The sequence below is a fragment of the Pseudomonas sp. GV105 genome, assembly GCF_003058185.1.
Lineage (GTDB): Bacteria > Pseudomonadota > Gammaproteobacteria > Pseudomonadales > Pseudomonadaceae > Aquipseudomonas > Aquipseudomonas veronii.
In genome coordinates this window covers 709,108-724,161 of sequence record NZ_QBUF01000001.1, presented here as the reverse complement: position 1 = coordinate 724,161, position 15,054 = coordinate 709,108, and the positions used below count along the sequence as shown (strand labels likewise).

13 protein-coding genes are annotated in these 15,054 nt (G+C 61.6%); 1 reads left to right on the top strand and 12 read right to left on the bottom strand.

What is annotated here, in order from left to right; translation table 11 throughout:
• Window positions 1-90: 90 nt before the first annotated feature.
• The 4 genes from C8K66_RS03140 to C8K66_RS03125 all read right to left on the bottom strand — a co-directional run bounded on the left by C8K66_RS03140 (window position 91) and on the right by C8K66_RS03125 (window position 3,349).
• A complete protein-coding gene (locus C8K66_RS03140) occupies window positions 91-474 on the bottom strand; it encodes a hypothetical protein (RefSeq protein WP_017846408.1) in 384 nt (127 codons plus the stop codon).
• Window positions 471-683, bottom strand: coding sequence for a hypothetical protein (locus tag C8K66_RS03135; RefSeq protein ID WP_108524221.1), 213 nt, complete (start codon window positions 681-683; stop codon window positions 471-473). Before C8K66_RS03135 ends, C8K66_RS03140 begins: the two co-directional genes overlap by 4 nt.
• A gap of 364 nt (window positions 684-1,047) precedes the next feature.
• Window positions 1,048-2,514 (bottom strand): DUF726 domain-containing protein, encoded by a 1,467-nt coding sequence (locus C8K66_RS03130; protein WP_108524220.1) that lies wholly within the window; start codon window positions 2,512-2,514, stop codon window positions 1,048-1,050.
• A gap of 214 nt (window positions 2,515-2,728) precedes the next feature.
• Window positions 2,729-3,349, bottom strand: a complete 621-nt coding sequence (locus tag C8K66_RS03125) for a LysE family translocator (RefSeq protein ID WP_046383605.1) — start codon at window positions 3,347-3,349, stop codon at window positions 2,729-2,731.
• Window positions 3,350-3,478: 129 nt separating this feature from the next.
• Here C8K66_RS03125 and C8K66_RS03120 point away from each other — a divergent pair, with 129 nt between their 5' ends.
• The gene (locus tag C8K66_RS03120) at window positions 3,479-3,922 is read left to right on the top strand and encodes a hypothetical protein (protein WP_046383604.1); all 444 of its coding nucleotides are present in this window, start codon (window positions 3,479-3,481) and stop codon (window positions 3,920-3,922) included.
• Window positions 3,923-3,958: 36 nt separating this feature from the next.
• Here C8K66_RS03120 and C8K66_RS03115 read toward each other — a convergent pair whose 3' ends face one another.
• The 8 genes from C8K66_RS03115 to C8K66_RS03080 all read right to left on the bottom strand — a co-directional run bounded on the left by C8K66_RS03115 (window position 3,959) and on the right by C8K66_RS03080 (window position 15,031).
• Complete coding sequence (locus tag C8K66_RS03115) at window positions 3,959-6,115, bottom strand: TonB-dependent siderophore receptor (protein WP_108524219.1); 2,157 nt, start codon at window positions 6,113-6,115, stop codon at window positions 3,959-3,961.
• A 241-nt stretch (window positions 6,116-6,356) separates the two neighbouring features.
• Window positions 6,357-8,915 carry an autotransporter outer membrane beta-barrel domain-containing protein gene (locus C8K66_RS03110; protein WP_108524218.1) on the bottom strand — a complete coding sequence of 853 codons (2,559 nt, stop codon included), beginning with the start codon at window positions 8,913-8,915 and terminating at the stop codon, window positions 6,357-6,359.
• A 244-nt stretch (window positions 8,916-9,159) separates the two neighbouring features.
• Entirely contained in the window at window positions 9,160-9,921 is a 762-nt protein-coding gene (locus tag C8K66_RS03105) for a PIG-L deacetylase family protein (RefSeq protein WP_108524217.1), read from the bottom strand.
• Between the two features lie 203 nt (window positions 9,922-10,124).
• Window positions 10,125-10,724: an SAM-dependent methyltransferase gene (locus C8K66_RS03100; protein WP_046383600.1), complete on the bottom strand. Its 600-nt coding sequence runs from the start codon at window positions 10,722-10,724 to the stop codon at window positions 10,125-10,127.
• Window positions 10,721-11,479, bottom strand: a complete 759-nt coding sequence (locus tag C8K66_RS03095) for a PIG-L deacetylase family protein (protein ID WP_017846399.1) — start codon at window positions 11,477-11,479, stop codon at window positions 10,721-10,723. Before C8K66_RS03095 ends, C8K66_RS03100 begins: the two co-directional genes overlap by 4 nt.
• Window positions 11,476-12,474: an acyl-CoA dehydrogenase gene (locus tag C8K66_RS03090; RefSeq protein WP_046383599.1), complete on the bottom strand. Its 999-nt coding sequence runs from the start codon at window positions 12,472-12,474 to the stop codon at window positions 11,476-11,478. Before C8K66_RS03090 ends, C8K66_RS03095 begins: the two co-directional genes overlap by 4 nt.
• A 1-nt stretch (window position 12,475) precedes the next feature.
• On the bottom strand, window positions 12,476-14,635 hold the full coding sequence (gene glgX, locus C8K66_RS03085; RefSeq protein ID WP_046383598.1) for a glycogen debranching protein GlgX: 2,160 nt from the start codon (window positions 14,633-14,635) through the stop codon (window positions 12,476-12,478).
• 129 nt (window positions 14,636-14,764) lie between these two features.
• On the bottom strand, window positions 14,765-15,031 hold the full coding sequence (locus C8K66_RS03080; RefSeq protein WP_046383597.1) for a DUF2934 domain-containing protein: 267 nt from the start codon (window positions 15,029-15,031) through the stop codon (window positions 14,765-14,767).
• Window positions 15,032-15,054: the final 23 nt, after the last annotated feature.

Sequence of the window (15,054 nt, the reverse complement as noted above, 5' to 3'; positions counted from 1 at the left end):
TGAATTGTATTCGACCGCCGAGCAATAAATTTATTGGCTCGGAATTGGTCGTTTTGGGTGAGATGTCGGGGCCAACTGCGAAGCACTGTTTTAGCTGCGCTTAAGCGTGACTTTGTTGTCCGACTTACTCACTATCTTATAGTTGCCTCTTAACTTTTTTAACACGCTAAGGCTTCTCACCGAAACGGCCATGGATATAGCCGCCGAAGTTGCTGCAGCCCCTAGAACGCTGAGGGCTCCGCCTGACCCGGCAACCGCTGCGAAGCCAGCAACCGGTGTGGCAACACCACCCGTACCGACGGTGGCTATGACGCCATAAAAGACTATGCATATAGAACCAATGGCCACAGCCCATGCAACCGTGCCGGTAGCCTTTATCCGAATGGTTTTTTTTGCAAGATCGCCTTCAATCACGATGGTGTCTTCATTGCGGTTTACCGCGTCGGCTAGTTCTTTCTCTGTCGTTACGCTCATTGCTTGTCCTTCGTTTTTTTATTGCCGGCAACAATGAATCCGATGATCAAAAAAAGAATAATGATCGGTGGAAAAGCTACGCACAAAGCGATTGCGCCAAGTAGCAGCAGCCCGCCGATTATCACCCCTACCATTTCCCCTAAAAGTGGAAGCAATAGCTTGAACATAACGACGGCTAAAATAATTCCGGCTATTACGACAATAATCATGTGCGGCCTTATGTGGGTTGTGTTGGTTTTTAGAATATGTTTGTCGGGTCTGCACTAAAGGCCGTACCCCGGAATGATCCGGAAAGCGTCGATTGAGCATCCATGTCCGTCGCGTGAGTTGCTGATCTTCCAGTTTGAAATCCCATCGCGATCCTGCGTACTTTGCTTGTCTGATACTTGGTTGGGCTTCTAAAATCCCCCTTCGCACGCTCAGGTTGTCGGCTGTCGCCCACCATTCTTTAGTTTTAAGGCATCCCTGCCAGTCATTCCCAATCCCCTCAATGATTAATGATCTGCACTTCGCGGTACTCAAATAACAGTTTGAGGTGTCGAGGGCGAGGCACAGCCATTGAGCACGCTAGGGTTAGAGCAGCCCTTCGTTATTCAGCTTCAAGCGCGCATAGAAGAGAATCGCAACCGCGGGAATCAAGGCCGAGTAGCCGGGCTTGACTGCACTTTTCAGGTTCGTAACCGCCGCCTTGATGCGCTCGGTCGAAACCAGATGAGTGAGGGAGGGCAGTCGCGTTGCAGATGCCAGCGTTAACTCCTTGTTCTTACTGGTCAGCGTTGAGTGCGCCTTGCGATACACAGGGGCAGGTGCGCTAGGGGTCGAGAAGTAAGACGTAACGGTCAGGCTTGCCGCCAACGCATCGACCTGCTCAAAGTAAGCTTTCTCGGACATGACCTCCAAATGCTGGGCAATGTCGTGTTTTGACGCGAGTACATGACCCTCACCGAAAGAAGAGTGGAAGCATTTGCTGATGAGCAACCCCTCCATCTCAATCACCCGAGCACAATCGTGCAACTCGTCTACCAAGTCGTAGTGTTCTGTCAGCATGAGCAGGATCTGTAGATACTTGAGACCGCGTCTACGCGCCAGGTTGGCCAAGCAGTGGCCGCCCAGTAGTTGGAATTCCTTGGTCAGCAGATACAGTGAATGGTCGGTCTCAAGGGTCGTCCAACTGCTGCTACGCAGGTGCTTGGCGACTTGATTGCGGATTCGATCGCTGGTCAGTTCGAGCAGGTCATAAATGAAATGGTCGGTCACGACCGGATCGGGATTCTTGATGATCAGTTGGGGCTGATTCGACGCCGGCAGGCCACTTTTGTAGCCATGGAAGCCTGATGCCCTGAGTACTTGCTCCAGACGCGGCCAATAGTCTGTATGACCGAAGGACTCCATCCGAACGTTTTTGCAGTTACCGATTGGCTGGCGACCCGCGCTGCTTTCGCCCATATTCAATCGCAGAACGTCGTCATCTTTTGAGTAAGCATTGTACAGCCTGCAGTTTGTGCGCTTGCGGATGGCTCGAGCCTCGTCTCCCGACAATTCGGCCGCCGCCGCCATCAACAACACATCGCCAATTTCAAGATCGTGATCAGTTGGCCTGTCGAGTAGATCGAGTAGCGCACTCACGACGACCCGCCCGCCAAGCGAGTGCCCGACCAGATTGACCTTCGACACGTAGGGGTGATGTTTGAGCAGGTAGCTCTCAAGTTGCGAGAGCAGTGTCTTGCCCATGGCGGTGGCGCGCTTGCGGCTGGTGTTGAAGTGGACGGCGCGATCGGCCACTGCTGCCGCGGTACCCGCGAAGATGTTCAACCGAGCCATTGCCGCCACGCTACTGCTGGATAACTTATCGAACTGGCTCCAATGACCGGAAGGCCAGAACGCAAAGATGTTGATGCACTCGTGGAGGGATGACGGGATACATTTGCTCAGCGCGCACCGGTCTTCTATATCGTGGCCGGCTGAGTAGCCGTGGATAAAGATGTTGGCGACCTCGCCGGAGCGGTGGGGCAGGGTCAAGAACTTGAAGTTGTGGCTCACGCGACGTCCTTGTAGCAAATCGTAGATGAGCGAATGGTGGCATTTGGCTATTGCTGTTGTAAACGGATGTTTAGGCACAAAGGCGCGGGGCTAGACCTCTACTCAGTAGGGCCTGAACGTGGCTTGCTGCTTATTCGTCCCGAAAACGCGGTGTTAGCAACCCATGAGGCCGACAGGCAACACCGCGCGTATCCCGCCGCCTTGAGAACGCCATTCAAGCCCGCCGCGCCATCAGCAACACCGTCGCCGCCGCAGACAACAACCCCGCGCAGCAGCGATTGAACAACCGCTTGCCCCGTGGCTCGGCGAACCAGCGGCGCATGTGCAGGCCCATATAGGCGTAGAGGCTGATGGCGATCCATTCCAGCACCAGGAACAGTGCGCCGAGCAGGGCGAACTGTGGGGTGATGGGCTGGCCGGGCACCACGAACTGCGGGAGAAAGGCGGTGAAGATCAGGATGGCTTTCGGGTTGCCCGCGGCTACCAGAAACTCCTGACGCGCCAACGCCCATGTTCCTACCTTGGCCGTAACCGATTCGCTCTGCGCCTGCGGATCGGCCCGCCACAGTTGCAACGCCAGATAGAACAGATACGCTGCACCGACGATCTTTATCGCGTAGAACAACAACTCCGACGTTTGCAGCACCACCGCCAACCCGGCGGAGGCGAGGGCGATCATGCCGGCGAAGGCGAGCAGGCGGCCGATGCCGGCGAGGCAGGCAGTGCGGTAGCCGTAGCGCGTGGCGTTGCTGACGGACAGCAGGTTGTTGGGACCGGGTGCCATGTTCAGGGCGAAGCAGGCGGGTAGGAAGAGGGCGAGGGTGGTGAGGTCCATGGCGGTTCCGGGTTCTGGCGGGGAGGGTCGAGGATAAAGGGGCTTGAGGGGGGAAGACAATCCAAGTCCTAAAGTTTGCCCCCTTGACGTCGATAACCGCTGTGAACCACTCAATCATGGACCGATGAAATGGTACTTACCCTCAGTTCTACCTATATCCCGTCCGCCAATACCCACCTTACGCCTGCCGACCAGATACTCGTGGCCAAGCCTCTGACGGACCTCGCGAAGGACGCCGTGGCCAGCGCCGGCCCGGCGGCTGTCTACCATCCCAGCGCAGACGCTGAACCAATGCAGTCGCTGGAGGCTATCGATACGTGGGTCGGCCGCTCGGCATCACGAGCGCTTCCTCGGATCATCGAGATCGCCAAAGGCGCGCAAAGCGTGCTGAACGCCACGTTCAAGACATTCCAATCAACGCTCGCGGCGACTTATCCGGATTTGGCCGGCACGAAATATGGCTTTACGGTGGAGGCCGATGGCGCGTTGAAGGTGCTCAATGAAGCCGGTCAGCTCAGCAGTTCGCAGAGCACGGATGAAACCCGCGTTCGTGCGTCTTTTGCGCCTGCCTGAAGATCGAGAACGGCTACCCGAGCGGCCTCATCAGCGTCAGAAACTGTACTTCGCCGTTACCCCAAAGCTGCGCGGGTTGCCGTAGGTGTCGGTGGAGCCCCAGATCGGGCTGTTGCCGATCGCCGAGTAGTAGGTGCGGTCGAAGATGTTGTTGGCGTTCACTTGCAGGTCCAGGTGCTGGTTCACTTGGTAACCGGCCATCACGTCCGCCACCGCGTAGCTGCCTTGCTCCAGGCGATAGCTGCCGTTGGTGAGGGCGATGTCGTTGTACATGCGGCTCTGCCAGTAGACGTTGCCACCGATGCGCAGTTTTTCCAGCGGGCCCTGGAAGCGGTAGGACGTGGTGAGTTTGAACAGGCGTTCCGGTGTATCGGAGCTGAAGCGCTGGTTGTCATTGGCCGGGTCGCTGTCCTTGATGAAATGCGCGCGGGTGTAGGTGAAGCCGCCGCCGACTTGCCAGTTTTCGGTGAGGGCGCCTTGCAGTTCCAGGTCGATGCCCTGGCTGCGCACCAGGCCGGCGGCTGCGTAGCAGGTGAGCACCGGGCAACCGGCCTGGGTGGCGGCGGTGGTGGCGCGGTTTTTCTGGTCGATCTGGAACACCGCCAGGCTGGCGTTGAGCGCACCGTTGAAATATTCGCCCTTGATGCCGACTTCGTAGTTTTCGCCCACGATCGGTTCCAGCACCTTGCCCGAGAGGTCCTTGCTGCTTTGCGGGTTGAAGATGTCGGTGTAGCTGGCGTAGACCGAGTGGTGCGCGTCGAGGTCGTAGATCACCCCGGCGTAGCGCGTCAGGTTGCGGGTGACTTTGTAGTCGCCGTCCTGGCTTTGACGGTCGTCATAGTCGTACCAGTCCAAGCGTGCGCCGAGGATCACCTTGAGCGGGTCGGCCAGGTTGAGGCGCGTGGTCAGGTAGACGCCGTCCTGGGTGGTGAGGGTGTGGGTTTTGCCGTTGCGCTGGAAGTCGGGTTTGGCGCCGTTGAGCGGGTAATTGGTGTCGTAAGGGCTGTATTCCTTGGAGGTGGCGTCGTAGATGCGTTTGCTGGTGCCGACCACCACTTCGTGGGTGCGGCCGAAGGCGTCGACCGGGCCGCTGGCGAAGGTGTCGAAGGCGTACTGTTTGTCGTCCTGATGCGACTGGTAGGCGGTGCGCGCCAGCTCGGTCTGGTAGCGCGATTGGTAACTGCCGGTGAACACGCCGTCCAGCTGCGACGCGGAGCCGGCGACGTTGAGTTTCCAGCCATTGTCGAAGCGGTGCTGGATGTCGCCGAATACAGTGTTGATTGTCAGCTCCTTGTTTTCCCAGTCGCTGCCGGGGTTGGTGGAGCGGGGCAGGTTCAGGTGATGGCCATCGGTGCCGATGGGCAGGCCGCCCCAGAAGAAGTTGGTCTGGTCTTCCTGCCGGGAGAAACCGAGGGTGGCAGTGGTGTCTTCGCTGAGGTCGGCTTCGCTGATCGCGTAGAACAGGCCGTGGTCGCTGGTTTCGTTGTCGCGGAAGCTGTTGGCGTCGCGGTACGAGCCGACGACGCGGCCGCGCAGGGTGCCGCTGTCGTTCAAGGCGCTGGAAGCATCGAGCTCCATGCGATAGTCATCCCAACTGCCGGCCGCGCCGGTGATCGACACCTGCGGCGTAGCGGTGGGGCGCTTGCGCACGAAGTTGATCGCCGCCGAAGGGTTGCCGGCGCCGGTGACCAGGCCGGTCGCGCCGCGGATCACTTCGACCCGGTCGAACATCGCCAGGTTGGGCTGCACGCTGTTGGCGTAGCCCGAGTAGGCGCTGGGCAAGCCATCGAACATCATGTTGTCGATGTCGAAGCCGCGCGAGCTGTAGGTCTGCCGGCCGGGGCCGCTGGACTGGCTGAGGAACAGGCCGGGGGTGTTCTTGACCACATCGTTGACGCTGGTCATGGCCTGGTCGTCCATGCGCTGGCGGGTGATCACGGTCACGGCCTGCGGGGTTTCGCGCATGGTCAGCGGCAACTTGGTGGCTGTGGCCATAGCACCGGTGGTGTAGGACTGGGTGCCTTCGGTGGTCTCGCCGAGTGCCTGGCCGCTGATCTCGGTGGCGCCCAGTTCAAGCGGTGCCGCGGCCTTTTCGGTATCGGCCGCCAGCGTTGTCTGGGTGCCGCTGAGGCAGATGGCCAATGCCAATAGACTGGGTGAAAAACGCGTACCGACAGGTTGTTGAACGGACATGAATCTGAGCCTCCCCCGAGCGCCATCCATGGCGAATAATAAACGTATTGATAATTATTCGCGTGAGTGTGGCAGATTGAATCCGCGCAAAAAAGACTTGGGGGAGAATTACTTAACAAATTTTTCACATCTGTCGAGGGGACAGATCACCCTCCCAGCGCGAAATCATCCGCCGCTGCGTGGGCTCGCGGTCGCCGATGGGCTGGCGCTCAAACCGACGGCACCGCGAAAAAAGTCGCTGTCAGAATTCCATTCGCAGGCCCACGGTGCCTTGTCGGCCGTTGAGCATCTGGCTGTCCAGGTTGCGGTTATAGCCGACTTCGCTGTACAGGCTGACGCCCTTGGCCACCTCCAGCGTGGCGCCCAGACTCAGGCCCAGGGTGGTGGACTTCTGTTCGGTGTCGATGTCTGTCACACGGTTAAAAGTGACGGTGTTCTGCCCGGCGGCGGTGTGCCAGATATTGGCCCGCGCGTAGGGCTGCAACGGCAGGCCACGGACCTGATAGTCGCCGCGCAGGCGTATGCCCAGGCGCGTGGTGACGTTGGTGTCGGCGTTGTAGGCCACGTCGGAGATGCCATCGTTCTGACTGTCCAGTTTGGTTCGGCTCAGGATCAATTGAGCCTGCGGTTCAACCACCCAATCGGCGGTCATCTGGAACGGCCTGCCGACCTCGACGGATGCGGCGACGTTATGCCCGCGGGTTTTCATCTTCACCCCACGGTCCGATTCGTTATTGCCATCGAAACGGGTGCCCATCAGCACCAGATCGAGGTAGGCCTGGTTGGCGCCGATCAGTGTCCAGTAAACGCCCAGGCTGTCACCGCGCAAGGTGGTGTTGCCAGCGGCCTTGTCTTGCCAGCCGCCGTTGAAGCCTTTCACGTCACCTTTCAAGCGACTGTGGCCGACGAAGAAGCCGACTCGCTGCACCGCGCCGTTGGCGGTAGCGCTCGCGTACACGTCGGTACCGATCTGGAAGGCGGAGATCGAACTGTCCAGCGTCGGGCTCACCGTGCCGGCAAAGCTCTGGCGGCTGCTGTTGCCATACACACGCCCCCAACCGGCAGGAAACGCACCGGTCTGCTGTTGTTGGCGCTGATCGCCCATGCGTTCGTGATAGGTGCCCAGCATGGCCTGTACGATTTGTTGCGCGGCAGGAAACAACACCGCGTAGATCGGTACTTCCGGGCGATAGATCGGGATCGGCGTGAGGCCCGGATTGGTCGGCAGTTCAGGGGTGCCCACCACCGGTTCGGGGAGCGGCGTCACCGGGCCCGGCAGCGGCGCCACCGGCACTGAAGAGCGCAGGTAGTAGTTTTCGCCCGTGCCCGCGTTGTCGCCCCCTTTGAACAGGTAGTAGTCGAAGGCGCCTGCGGAAACCCGGTTTGCCAGGGTGAACTGGGTGCCGGCGCCGCTGGCGCCGTTGATTGCGCGGACCACCTGGATGCCGTCCTGCACGGTTTCGGCCCCCGGCCCGGCGAGATTGGTCACGCTGATAGCGGTGGTGCCGCTGATCTGGCCCGTGCCGATCACCAGCAAATCGCTGGGTGAGCCGTCGCTGCCCAAGACGCTTTGCAAGGCGAGTCGGCCAGCGTTGCCGTTGTAGTTCCCGTTCACCGTCAGGGTGTCGGTGGCGCTGGTACTGCCGGTGGTCATGTCGATTAGGCCGCCGTTGTTCAAGGTGACGGATTGGCCGGCGGTAAAGGGGTCGATCGAACCGCTGGTGACGGTCAATTTGCTCGAACCGTCGAGGCTCATGATGCCGCTGCCGGTTGCGCTGTCGCCCAGCACGAAGGCACCGCCCAGCTTGAGGTCCGAGCCGTTATCCAGCAGCACCTGTTCCCAGCCGGTATAGCGTGCGGGGACGTCGGTCTGGGTGTTGGCGAATGTGAGCGTGTCGTTACCCAGGCCACCATCCACCAAGGGGTTGGAGGACAGCGACGTTTCGTTGAGGTTTTTCAGCAGCGCGGTGTCGTCGTCGGCGCCCATGACGATCAAACCGTTGACCTTGCCGCCATCGTGCCAGATCAACTGGTCCTTGCCGAAACTGGCGAGGATTTGCCCGTTGACCGTGCCGCCGCTGACTTCAATCAAGTCATCGCCGCCGCTGGTGCTGATGTTGCCGCCGATGTAACTGGTGCCCGAGACGAGAATATGGTCATTGCCGAACCCGGTGACCAGATTGCCCAGGATGGTGCCGCCTTGCATGTCGAACACGTTGTTATCGAGCTTCATATCGACCCGGCCAATGGTGCCGCCTCTCATCGTGGCTCGGTCGCCATCTTCAAACGCCCCGGTGATGACCCCGCCGCTCATGTTGAAGGTGTCCAGGCCATCGCCCTGGGCCAGGGAAGCGATGGTGCCGCCGCTCATGGCAAAGCTGTCGATGCCGCCGCCTTGGCTTATTGCACCCGCCTGCCCACCGGTGATCTGTACCACATCCGCGCCTGCGCCTTGGGTGACCGAACCGGTGACGGTGCCCAGGTTCAGGCGGAAAATATTCGCGCCGTCGCCTTGGTTCAGCGCACCGTTGAGCGCCGCCGTCGGCCCGTTCACGTCCACCAGGTCGTTACCCGCACCAAAGGTGACATTGCCGTTGATGGCGCCGCTGCCGCTGATATTCAGGGTGTTGTTGCCACCGGTGTCGGTAAACCCCGGTGCCGAGGCACTGTCGCAGGTGGAGATATCGTCGCCGGCGCTGTTGTTGATCGTGCATGCGCCATAAGAGGGGAGTGGCCACGCCGTCACGGCGATGATTGAGCTGATGCCCAGGTACAACAAAGAAGATGTTGGTGCGCGCATGACCCGTCCTCGTTCGAAGGGAACATCTCCCGGCACCTGGACAAGCAGGTGCGTTCGGACCATGGCAACAACGAACGATACGGATCAGGGAGTACCGGTTACCCGATTCTGAAAACATCGGCCAATGCAAAGGGTTGGCATGGCTTTCTCGACTGCGCCTTAAGCAGTGCAGGTTTTTTGCACCTTAGTCGCACATCAAACGGGCCGCCACTGTCAGAAATAACAGGTATAGACGAGTGGGTTTCTAGACGAACACGATCTCATAGGGCTCGCGCATCCGCTCCAGCAACACCTGGGCGAGCATCGGCGCGAGCCCGATCTCCGGGTCTCCGGCCAGTTGGCTGGCATAGGCATGGGCCGCATGCAGCTTGCGCGCCACGCTCCAGGTGTCGAGGCGCACCTTGCGCGCACGCTGCCAGGGGATCATCGAACCTTCCCGCGCCGTCCAATGCCAGGCCCAGATCGGCAGCTCATACAGACGCGCCCCGACCAGGCTGCATGCCTTGGCGCTGGCACGGCCGACGGCGTCGTGGTCGGCGTTGCCGTCGTTGCGCCAGGTGCTGAAGACCACATCGCCGGGCTGCAGATATCGGGCGATGAGTTGGCTCATGGGGTGTTCGCTGGCGGCCAGCGCGTCATCGCGAAAGCCGCCGCGAATCCACTTCAGGCTGTGCAGCGGCATGCCCAGCCGGCGCAGCGCTTCGACGCTTTCCTGGGGCCGCACCACGCTCAAGCGCCTCGCCGGCCAGACATTCGAGCCGGGGTGGCTGGCGCTGCCGTCGGTGATGGAAATCAACAGCATCGGGTGTTCGAGGGTGCTCAGCCGTTGCAGCAAACCGCCACAGGCCAACACTTCATCGCCGGGGTGGGGCGCGACGATGACCACTCGCGCACCCGGAGGCACCAGCGAGTGAGGATGAATGGCGGGGATTTGCGCCAACTGCGGGGCACTGTTCCAGATCTGCGCTGGACCGCGGCGGCTTTCGCTGAGGGAGGCGGGTTTCATGGCGGGCACGTCCTTGTCAATTGATGCTGGGTCGTAGCCCGTGGACGGGACGACGCTCTTTTTAGTCGCCGCAGGCTCCGCTGCAGCGATTGCTCGGCATTTCAATCCTGGATTGCCAGCAAGGCGTCCTCAGCATAGACAAGGATTCGCTGCTTTCACATCTTGTAACTTCGATTTTTTTTAACGGGCCCGTTTCAGGCTGCTCAACGCAGGCCCTCATGGGTGGCGACCGATGTACCGTCGCGGCTCCAGAGGTCGAGCAGGAAGTCACTGTCGTGGTGCCGCGCAACACACGGCATGGCCAGCCGTTGCTCGAGCAGCGCATGCACTTGGGCGGCGGTTTGCGGGCAGCCGTCGATCGGCGCGCGCCAGTGACAGGCCAGCAGTTGACCGTCGTCGCTCAGCGCGGCGAGGGCGCAGTCGATCAGGCGGGTGAGGTCATCGGCGTCGAGGTAGTAACACAGCTCGCTCAGGACGATCAGGTCGAAGCGGCCGTCAGGCCACTGTGCGGGCAGGCGACTCTGCTGCACCTGGGCATGGGGAAATCCCATCAGACGTGTCTTGGCCAGGGCCACTGCTGCGGCCGCGGTATCGCAGCACACCAGGCGGTCACAACGTGGCGCCAGTTCGACGCTCAGTTCACCATTGGCGCAGCCGGGCTCAAAAATCGCGGCGTAACGCGGGCGGGTCAACAGCGCCAAGGTCAGCGCGCGCTTGCGCCGCTCGTACCAGCGTTGACGGAAGGCCCAGGGGTCATCGTTGTCGGCGAACAGCCGATCAAAATACGGTGTCGCCACGCTCATACAAACACCACTTCAAAAGGCTGCAGCAAACGCTCGACGACATACGGTGCCAGCACCGGCGGCAAGCCGATCTGCGGATCGCCCTCCAATTGGCTGGCGAACGCGTGGATGGCATGGCGCTTGCGCGCGACGACTTGGCAACTCAGCGGGAGTTTGCGCGCGCGATGCCACGGTACCTGGCTGTCTTCCGGGGTTGCCCAGTGCCAGGTCCACACGGGCAACTCGTACAGGGTCGCGCCGACCGCCAGTGCGGCACTGGCACTGGCGCGGCCGACGGCTTCATGGTCGCAGTGGCCGTCTTCGCGCCAGGTGGTGAACACCACGTCCCTGGGTTTGAGGTGGCGCTCAATGAACGCGGCCAACTGCGCTTCGCGGGCGGCGACCTGGCTGTCGGTAAACCCGGCGCGCAGCCACTTCAACCGGTGCAGCGGCAAGCCGAGGCGGTGCAAGGCCTGGGCCGACTCCTGCGGGCGCACCACGCTGAGGCGTTCCACCGACCAGCGCCGCGAACCGGGGTGACTGGCGCTGCCATCGGTGACGGAGATCAACTGGATCGCCCGACCCAGTGCGGCCAAGCCTTGCAACAGGCCGCCGCAGCCCAGCACTTCATCGTCCGGGTGCGGTGCGATGATCACTGCGCGATGCCCTTCGGGTACCAACTGTTCGACGCTGATCGGCGCCAGTTCGGCCATGTGGGACGAGGTCTGCCACTGATGCAGCGACGTGCCCTGGCCCACGATCGGATTGGCTTTCATAACTGCCACCTCCCAGGTGGCTCGGCGGCAACCTGTTCACCGAGGGCGGCCAGGTCACGCTCGGCATGGCTTTGACGTACATACACCGGCAGGTCCGCCATCAGTTGGGCAAAGTGCGGATCTTTGCAAAAAGGCCCCGCACCGGCGGCGCGACCGACGTGGCGCATGACCTGTTCAACCGTGTCTTCGAGAGACGCGCGTACCTGTTGGGCCAGTTGCCTGGCATCGGCCAGCGGGGCGCGGTCGATCTGCCGCGCACTGGCGCGCAGCACGCAGGCGGCACTGTTCAAGGCGCTGTCGACCGCGCCGAGGTGGGCCAGGGCATGCGGTTCCGCACGCCTGTTGCACTGCTCGCGCAGCACTTCAGCCAGGCGTTGCGCCGCGCCATACCAGCACGCTGCGATACCGACGGCGCCTTGCCAGAAGCCGGGGCGGGCGAGGTAGTCGCCGGGACTGCCGATGGCAATCCCGCTGGCCGCCTCGAACAGGACATCGACACTGCCGGTGGCCGCCATACCTACCGCTTGCCACCCCTCATCGGTCACGCAGATGCCGGGCTGGCCCATCTCCACTGCGACCAATTGCTGGCGATCCTCCTCGTCCCAGGCCGTCAACAACCCATGGCTGACCACCGTCGCTCCCGAACACCAGGCTTTACGCCCCTGCAGCACCAGACGATGGCCGTTGCGCCGCGCCCGCACCCTGGCCGTCGGCGGTTCTGCCGCCCACATGCCCCAGAGGCTGCCCTCCGGCGGCAAGGGGCTGCGCAGCTCGGCAATGATTGCCAAGGCATCGGTGTGACCTTCGAACAACTTGCACAAGCGCAGGTCGTGTCCGGCGACCTGGGCCAAGCGGCTGAACCGTTCGAGGGTCTGGCCGCTGCCGGGGAGCGGCAGGCGGTCCAGCCCCTCGGCCTGCAGCGCCTTCAAGGCCGCGCCCAGGGCCTGCGTGTCCGCATAGCCTTGGTAGCCTTGAAGGAATCCATGCAGGCCCATGTCACACCTCTTCGTCGTGCTGCAGTTCAAACAGCAGCAGCGAGCGCCCGGTGACCGCGTACTCATGGTGGAAATCAAAGCGTTCCTGCCCGCGTATCGTCGTGTCATGGGTGTCGAGCATGCAGGTCCAGAACTGGCCTTCCGGCACGGGGGGCAGGCGGAAATTGACCAAGTCGTGATGGGCGTTGACCACCAGCAACAACGTGGCATCGCCACCCGGACGGCGAATCCCGGTCTCCTGGGCGCGGCCATCCATCAGCATGCCCAGGCAACGGCCGTGACTGTCTTCCCACTGTTCGGTGCTCATCTCGTTGCCATCCGGCGCGAGCCAGGTGACGTCCTTCACGCCGATGTCTTCGTTGTAGTCGCCCACCAGGAAGCGGCCACGGCGCAGGATCGGGTACGTCATGCGCAGTTTGATCACGCGCTTGACGAACTTGAGCAGCGCCTTGCCGTCATCGTCCAGCTCCCAGTTGACCCAGCCGATCTCGCTGTCCTGGCAGTAAGCGTTGTTGTTGCCGTGCTGGGTGCGCGCGAACTCATCCCCGGCCACCAGCATCGGCGTGCCTTGGGCGAGCAGCAGGGTGGCGAAGAAGTTGCGCATCTGGCGCAGGCGCAGGGCGTTGATTTCCGGGTCGTCGGTGGGGCCTTCGACGCCATGGTTCCAGGACAGGTTGTTGTTGCTGCCATCCTGATTGTTTTCGTCGTTGGCTTCGTTGTGCTTGTCGTTGTACGACACCAGGTCATGCAGGGTGAAACCGTCGTGGGCGGTGATGAAGTTCACTGAGCTGTAAGGCCGGCGGCCACGGTGGTTGAACATCTCGCCGGATGCGGTCATGCGCCCGGCGAAGTCCGCCAGTTGGCCGTCATCGCCTTTCCAGAAGGCGCGCACGGTGTCGCGGAAGCGGTCGTTCCATTCCACCCAGCCCGGCGGGAAGTTGCCCACCTGATAGCCGCCGGGGCCGCAGTCCCAGGGTTCGGCGATGAGTTTCAACTGGCGCAGCACCGGGTCTTGACGGCAGGCGACGAGGAAACTGTGGCGCTCGTCGAACCCGTCACGATAACGGCCGAGGATGGTCGCCAGGTCGAAGCGGAAACCGTCGACGTGCATCTCGGTGGCCCAGTAACGCAGGGAGTCGGTGACCATCTGCAGCACGCACGGGTGGCTCAGGTCGAGGGTGTTGCCGGTGCCGGAGTCGTTGATATAGAAGCGCTTGTCGTCCGGCATCAGGCGGTAGTAGGAAGCGTTGTCGATGCCGCGCATGGACAGGGTCGGGCCACGCTCGTTGCCTTCGGCGGTGTGGTTGTAGACCACGTCGAGAATCACTTCCAGCTTGGCTTCGTGCAGGTGCGCGACCATCTCCTTGAACTCGGCGATCTTGCCGCTGGCCAGGTAGCGCGGGTCCGGGGCGAAGAAGGCGATGCTGTTGTAGCCCCAGTAGTTGGTCATGCCTTTTTCCAGCAAATGCTGGTCGTTGACAAAGGCGTGTACCGGCAACAGTTCCACGGAAGAAATACCCAACTGGCGGATGTGCTTGAGCAGATCGTCTTCCATCAGCCCGGCGCAGGTGCCGCGCACGGCCTCGCCGACCGAGGGGTGACGCATGCTGATGCCGCGCAGGTGGGTTTCATAAATGATCGTGCGGTCCCATGGCACGCGCACCGGTTGGTCGTCGCCCCAGGTGTGCGCCGGGTCGATGACCTTGCACTTGGGCACGAAGGGCGCACTGTCGCGTTCGTCGAAACTGAGGTCGTCGTCGGGGTGGCCGATGGTGTAGCCAAACAGCGCCTCGGACCATTTGAGCTCGCCCACCAGCTGTTTGGCGTAGGGGTCGATCAGCAATTTGTGGTGGTTGAAACGGTGGCCGTTGGCCGGGTCATACGCGCCGTACACACGGTAGCCGTAAATCAGCCCGGGGTGGGCGTCGGGCAAGTAGCCGTGGAAGATTTCATCGGTGTATTCGGGGAGTTCGATACGTTCCAGTTCGACCACGCCAGCGTCGTCGAACAGGCATAACTCGACTTTGGTAGCGTTGGCCGAGAACAGGGCAAAGTTGACACCCAGGCCGTCCCAGGTCGCCCCCAGGGGGAAGGGCAAACCTTCGCGAATTCGCGATGGTTCGTGGGCCGGGGGGGCCTGTTTTTTATCGGCTTTGCTCATTGTGTTGCTCCTGCATGGGTCTTTTTTCGGGCCGAACGTAGCCCTGCTGACGAGGGGTCAGCTAATAATCGGGCAAGTGGCTGACCTCCGGCCGGGGTTGCCGGCCGGAGGTTCATGACGGCACAGGGCTTACGGCTTGGGCTTTTTTGTGGCCGCCGGCTTTTTAGCCGCCGGCGTGGCCGGTTTGCCTGCGGCCGCTGCCGGCTTGGCTTTCGCTGCCGGCTTGGGCGCGGTTTTCGGTTTGGCGGCGGGTTTGGGCTTGCTGGGTGTCAGTGCTTCGGCTTCTGCCAACTTGCGGGCCATTTCCCAATGGCGCGCATCCTGACCTTGCGGCTTGCCCTCCGATTCCCAGATCTGATACGCGAATTCGCGAACACGTTTGTCTTCAGTACTCATCACAATGTTCCTCGCAGAAAATT

Coding starts and splice junctions, on each gene's coding strand:
- C8K66_RS03140 (WP_017846408.1), bottom strand. CDS start 474: ATGAGCGTAACGACAGAGAAAGAACTAGCCGACGCGGTAAACCGCAAT.
- C8K66_RS03135 (WP_108524221.1), bottom strand. CDS start 683: ATGATTATTGTCGTAATAGCCGGAATTATTTTAGCCGTCGTTATGTTC.
- C8K66_RS03125 (WP_046383605.1), bottom strand. CDS start 3,349: ATGGACCTCACCACCCTCGCCCTCTTCCTACCCGCCTGCTTCGCCCTG.
- C8K66_RS03120 (WP_046383604.1), top strand. CDS start 3,479: ATGGTACTTACCCTCAGTTCTACCTATATCCCGTCCGCCAATACCCAC.
- C8K66_RS03115 (WP_108524219.1), bottom strand. CDS start 6,115: ATGTCCGTTCAACAACCTGTCGGTACGCGTTTTTCACCCAGTCTATTG.
- C8K66_RS03110 (WP_108524218.1), bottom strand. CDS start 8,915: ATGCGCGCACCAACATCTTCTTTGTTGTACCTGGGCATCAGCTCAATC.
- C8K66_RS03105 (WP_108524217.1), bottom strand. CDS start 9,921: ATGAAACCCGCCTCCCTCAGCGAAAGCCGCCGCGGTCCAGCGCAGATC.
- C8K66_RS03100 (WP_046383600.1), bottom strand. CDS start 10,724: ATGAGCGTGGCGACACCGTATTTTGATCGGCTGTTCGCCGACAACGAT.
- C8K66_RS03095 (WP_017846399.1), bottom strand. CDS start 11,479: ATGAAAGCCAATCCGATCGTGGGCCAGGGCACGTCGCTGCATCAGTGG.
- C8K66_RS03090 (WP_046383599.1), bottom strand. CDS start 12,474: ATGGGCCTGCATGGATTCCTTCAAGGCTACCAAGGCTATGCGGACACG.
- glgX (WP_046383598.1), bottom strand. CDS start 14,635: ATGAGCAAAGCCGATAAAAAACAGGCCCCCCCGGCCCACGAACCATCG.
- C8K66_RS03080 (WP_046383597.1), bottom strand. CDS start 15,031: ATGAGTACTGAAGACAAACGTGTTCGCGAATTCGCGTATCAGATCTGG.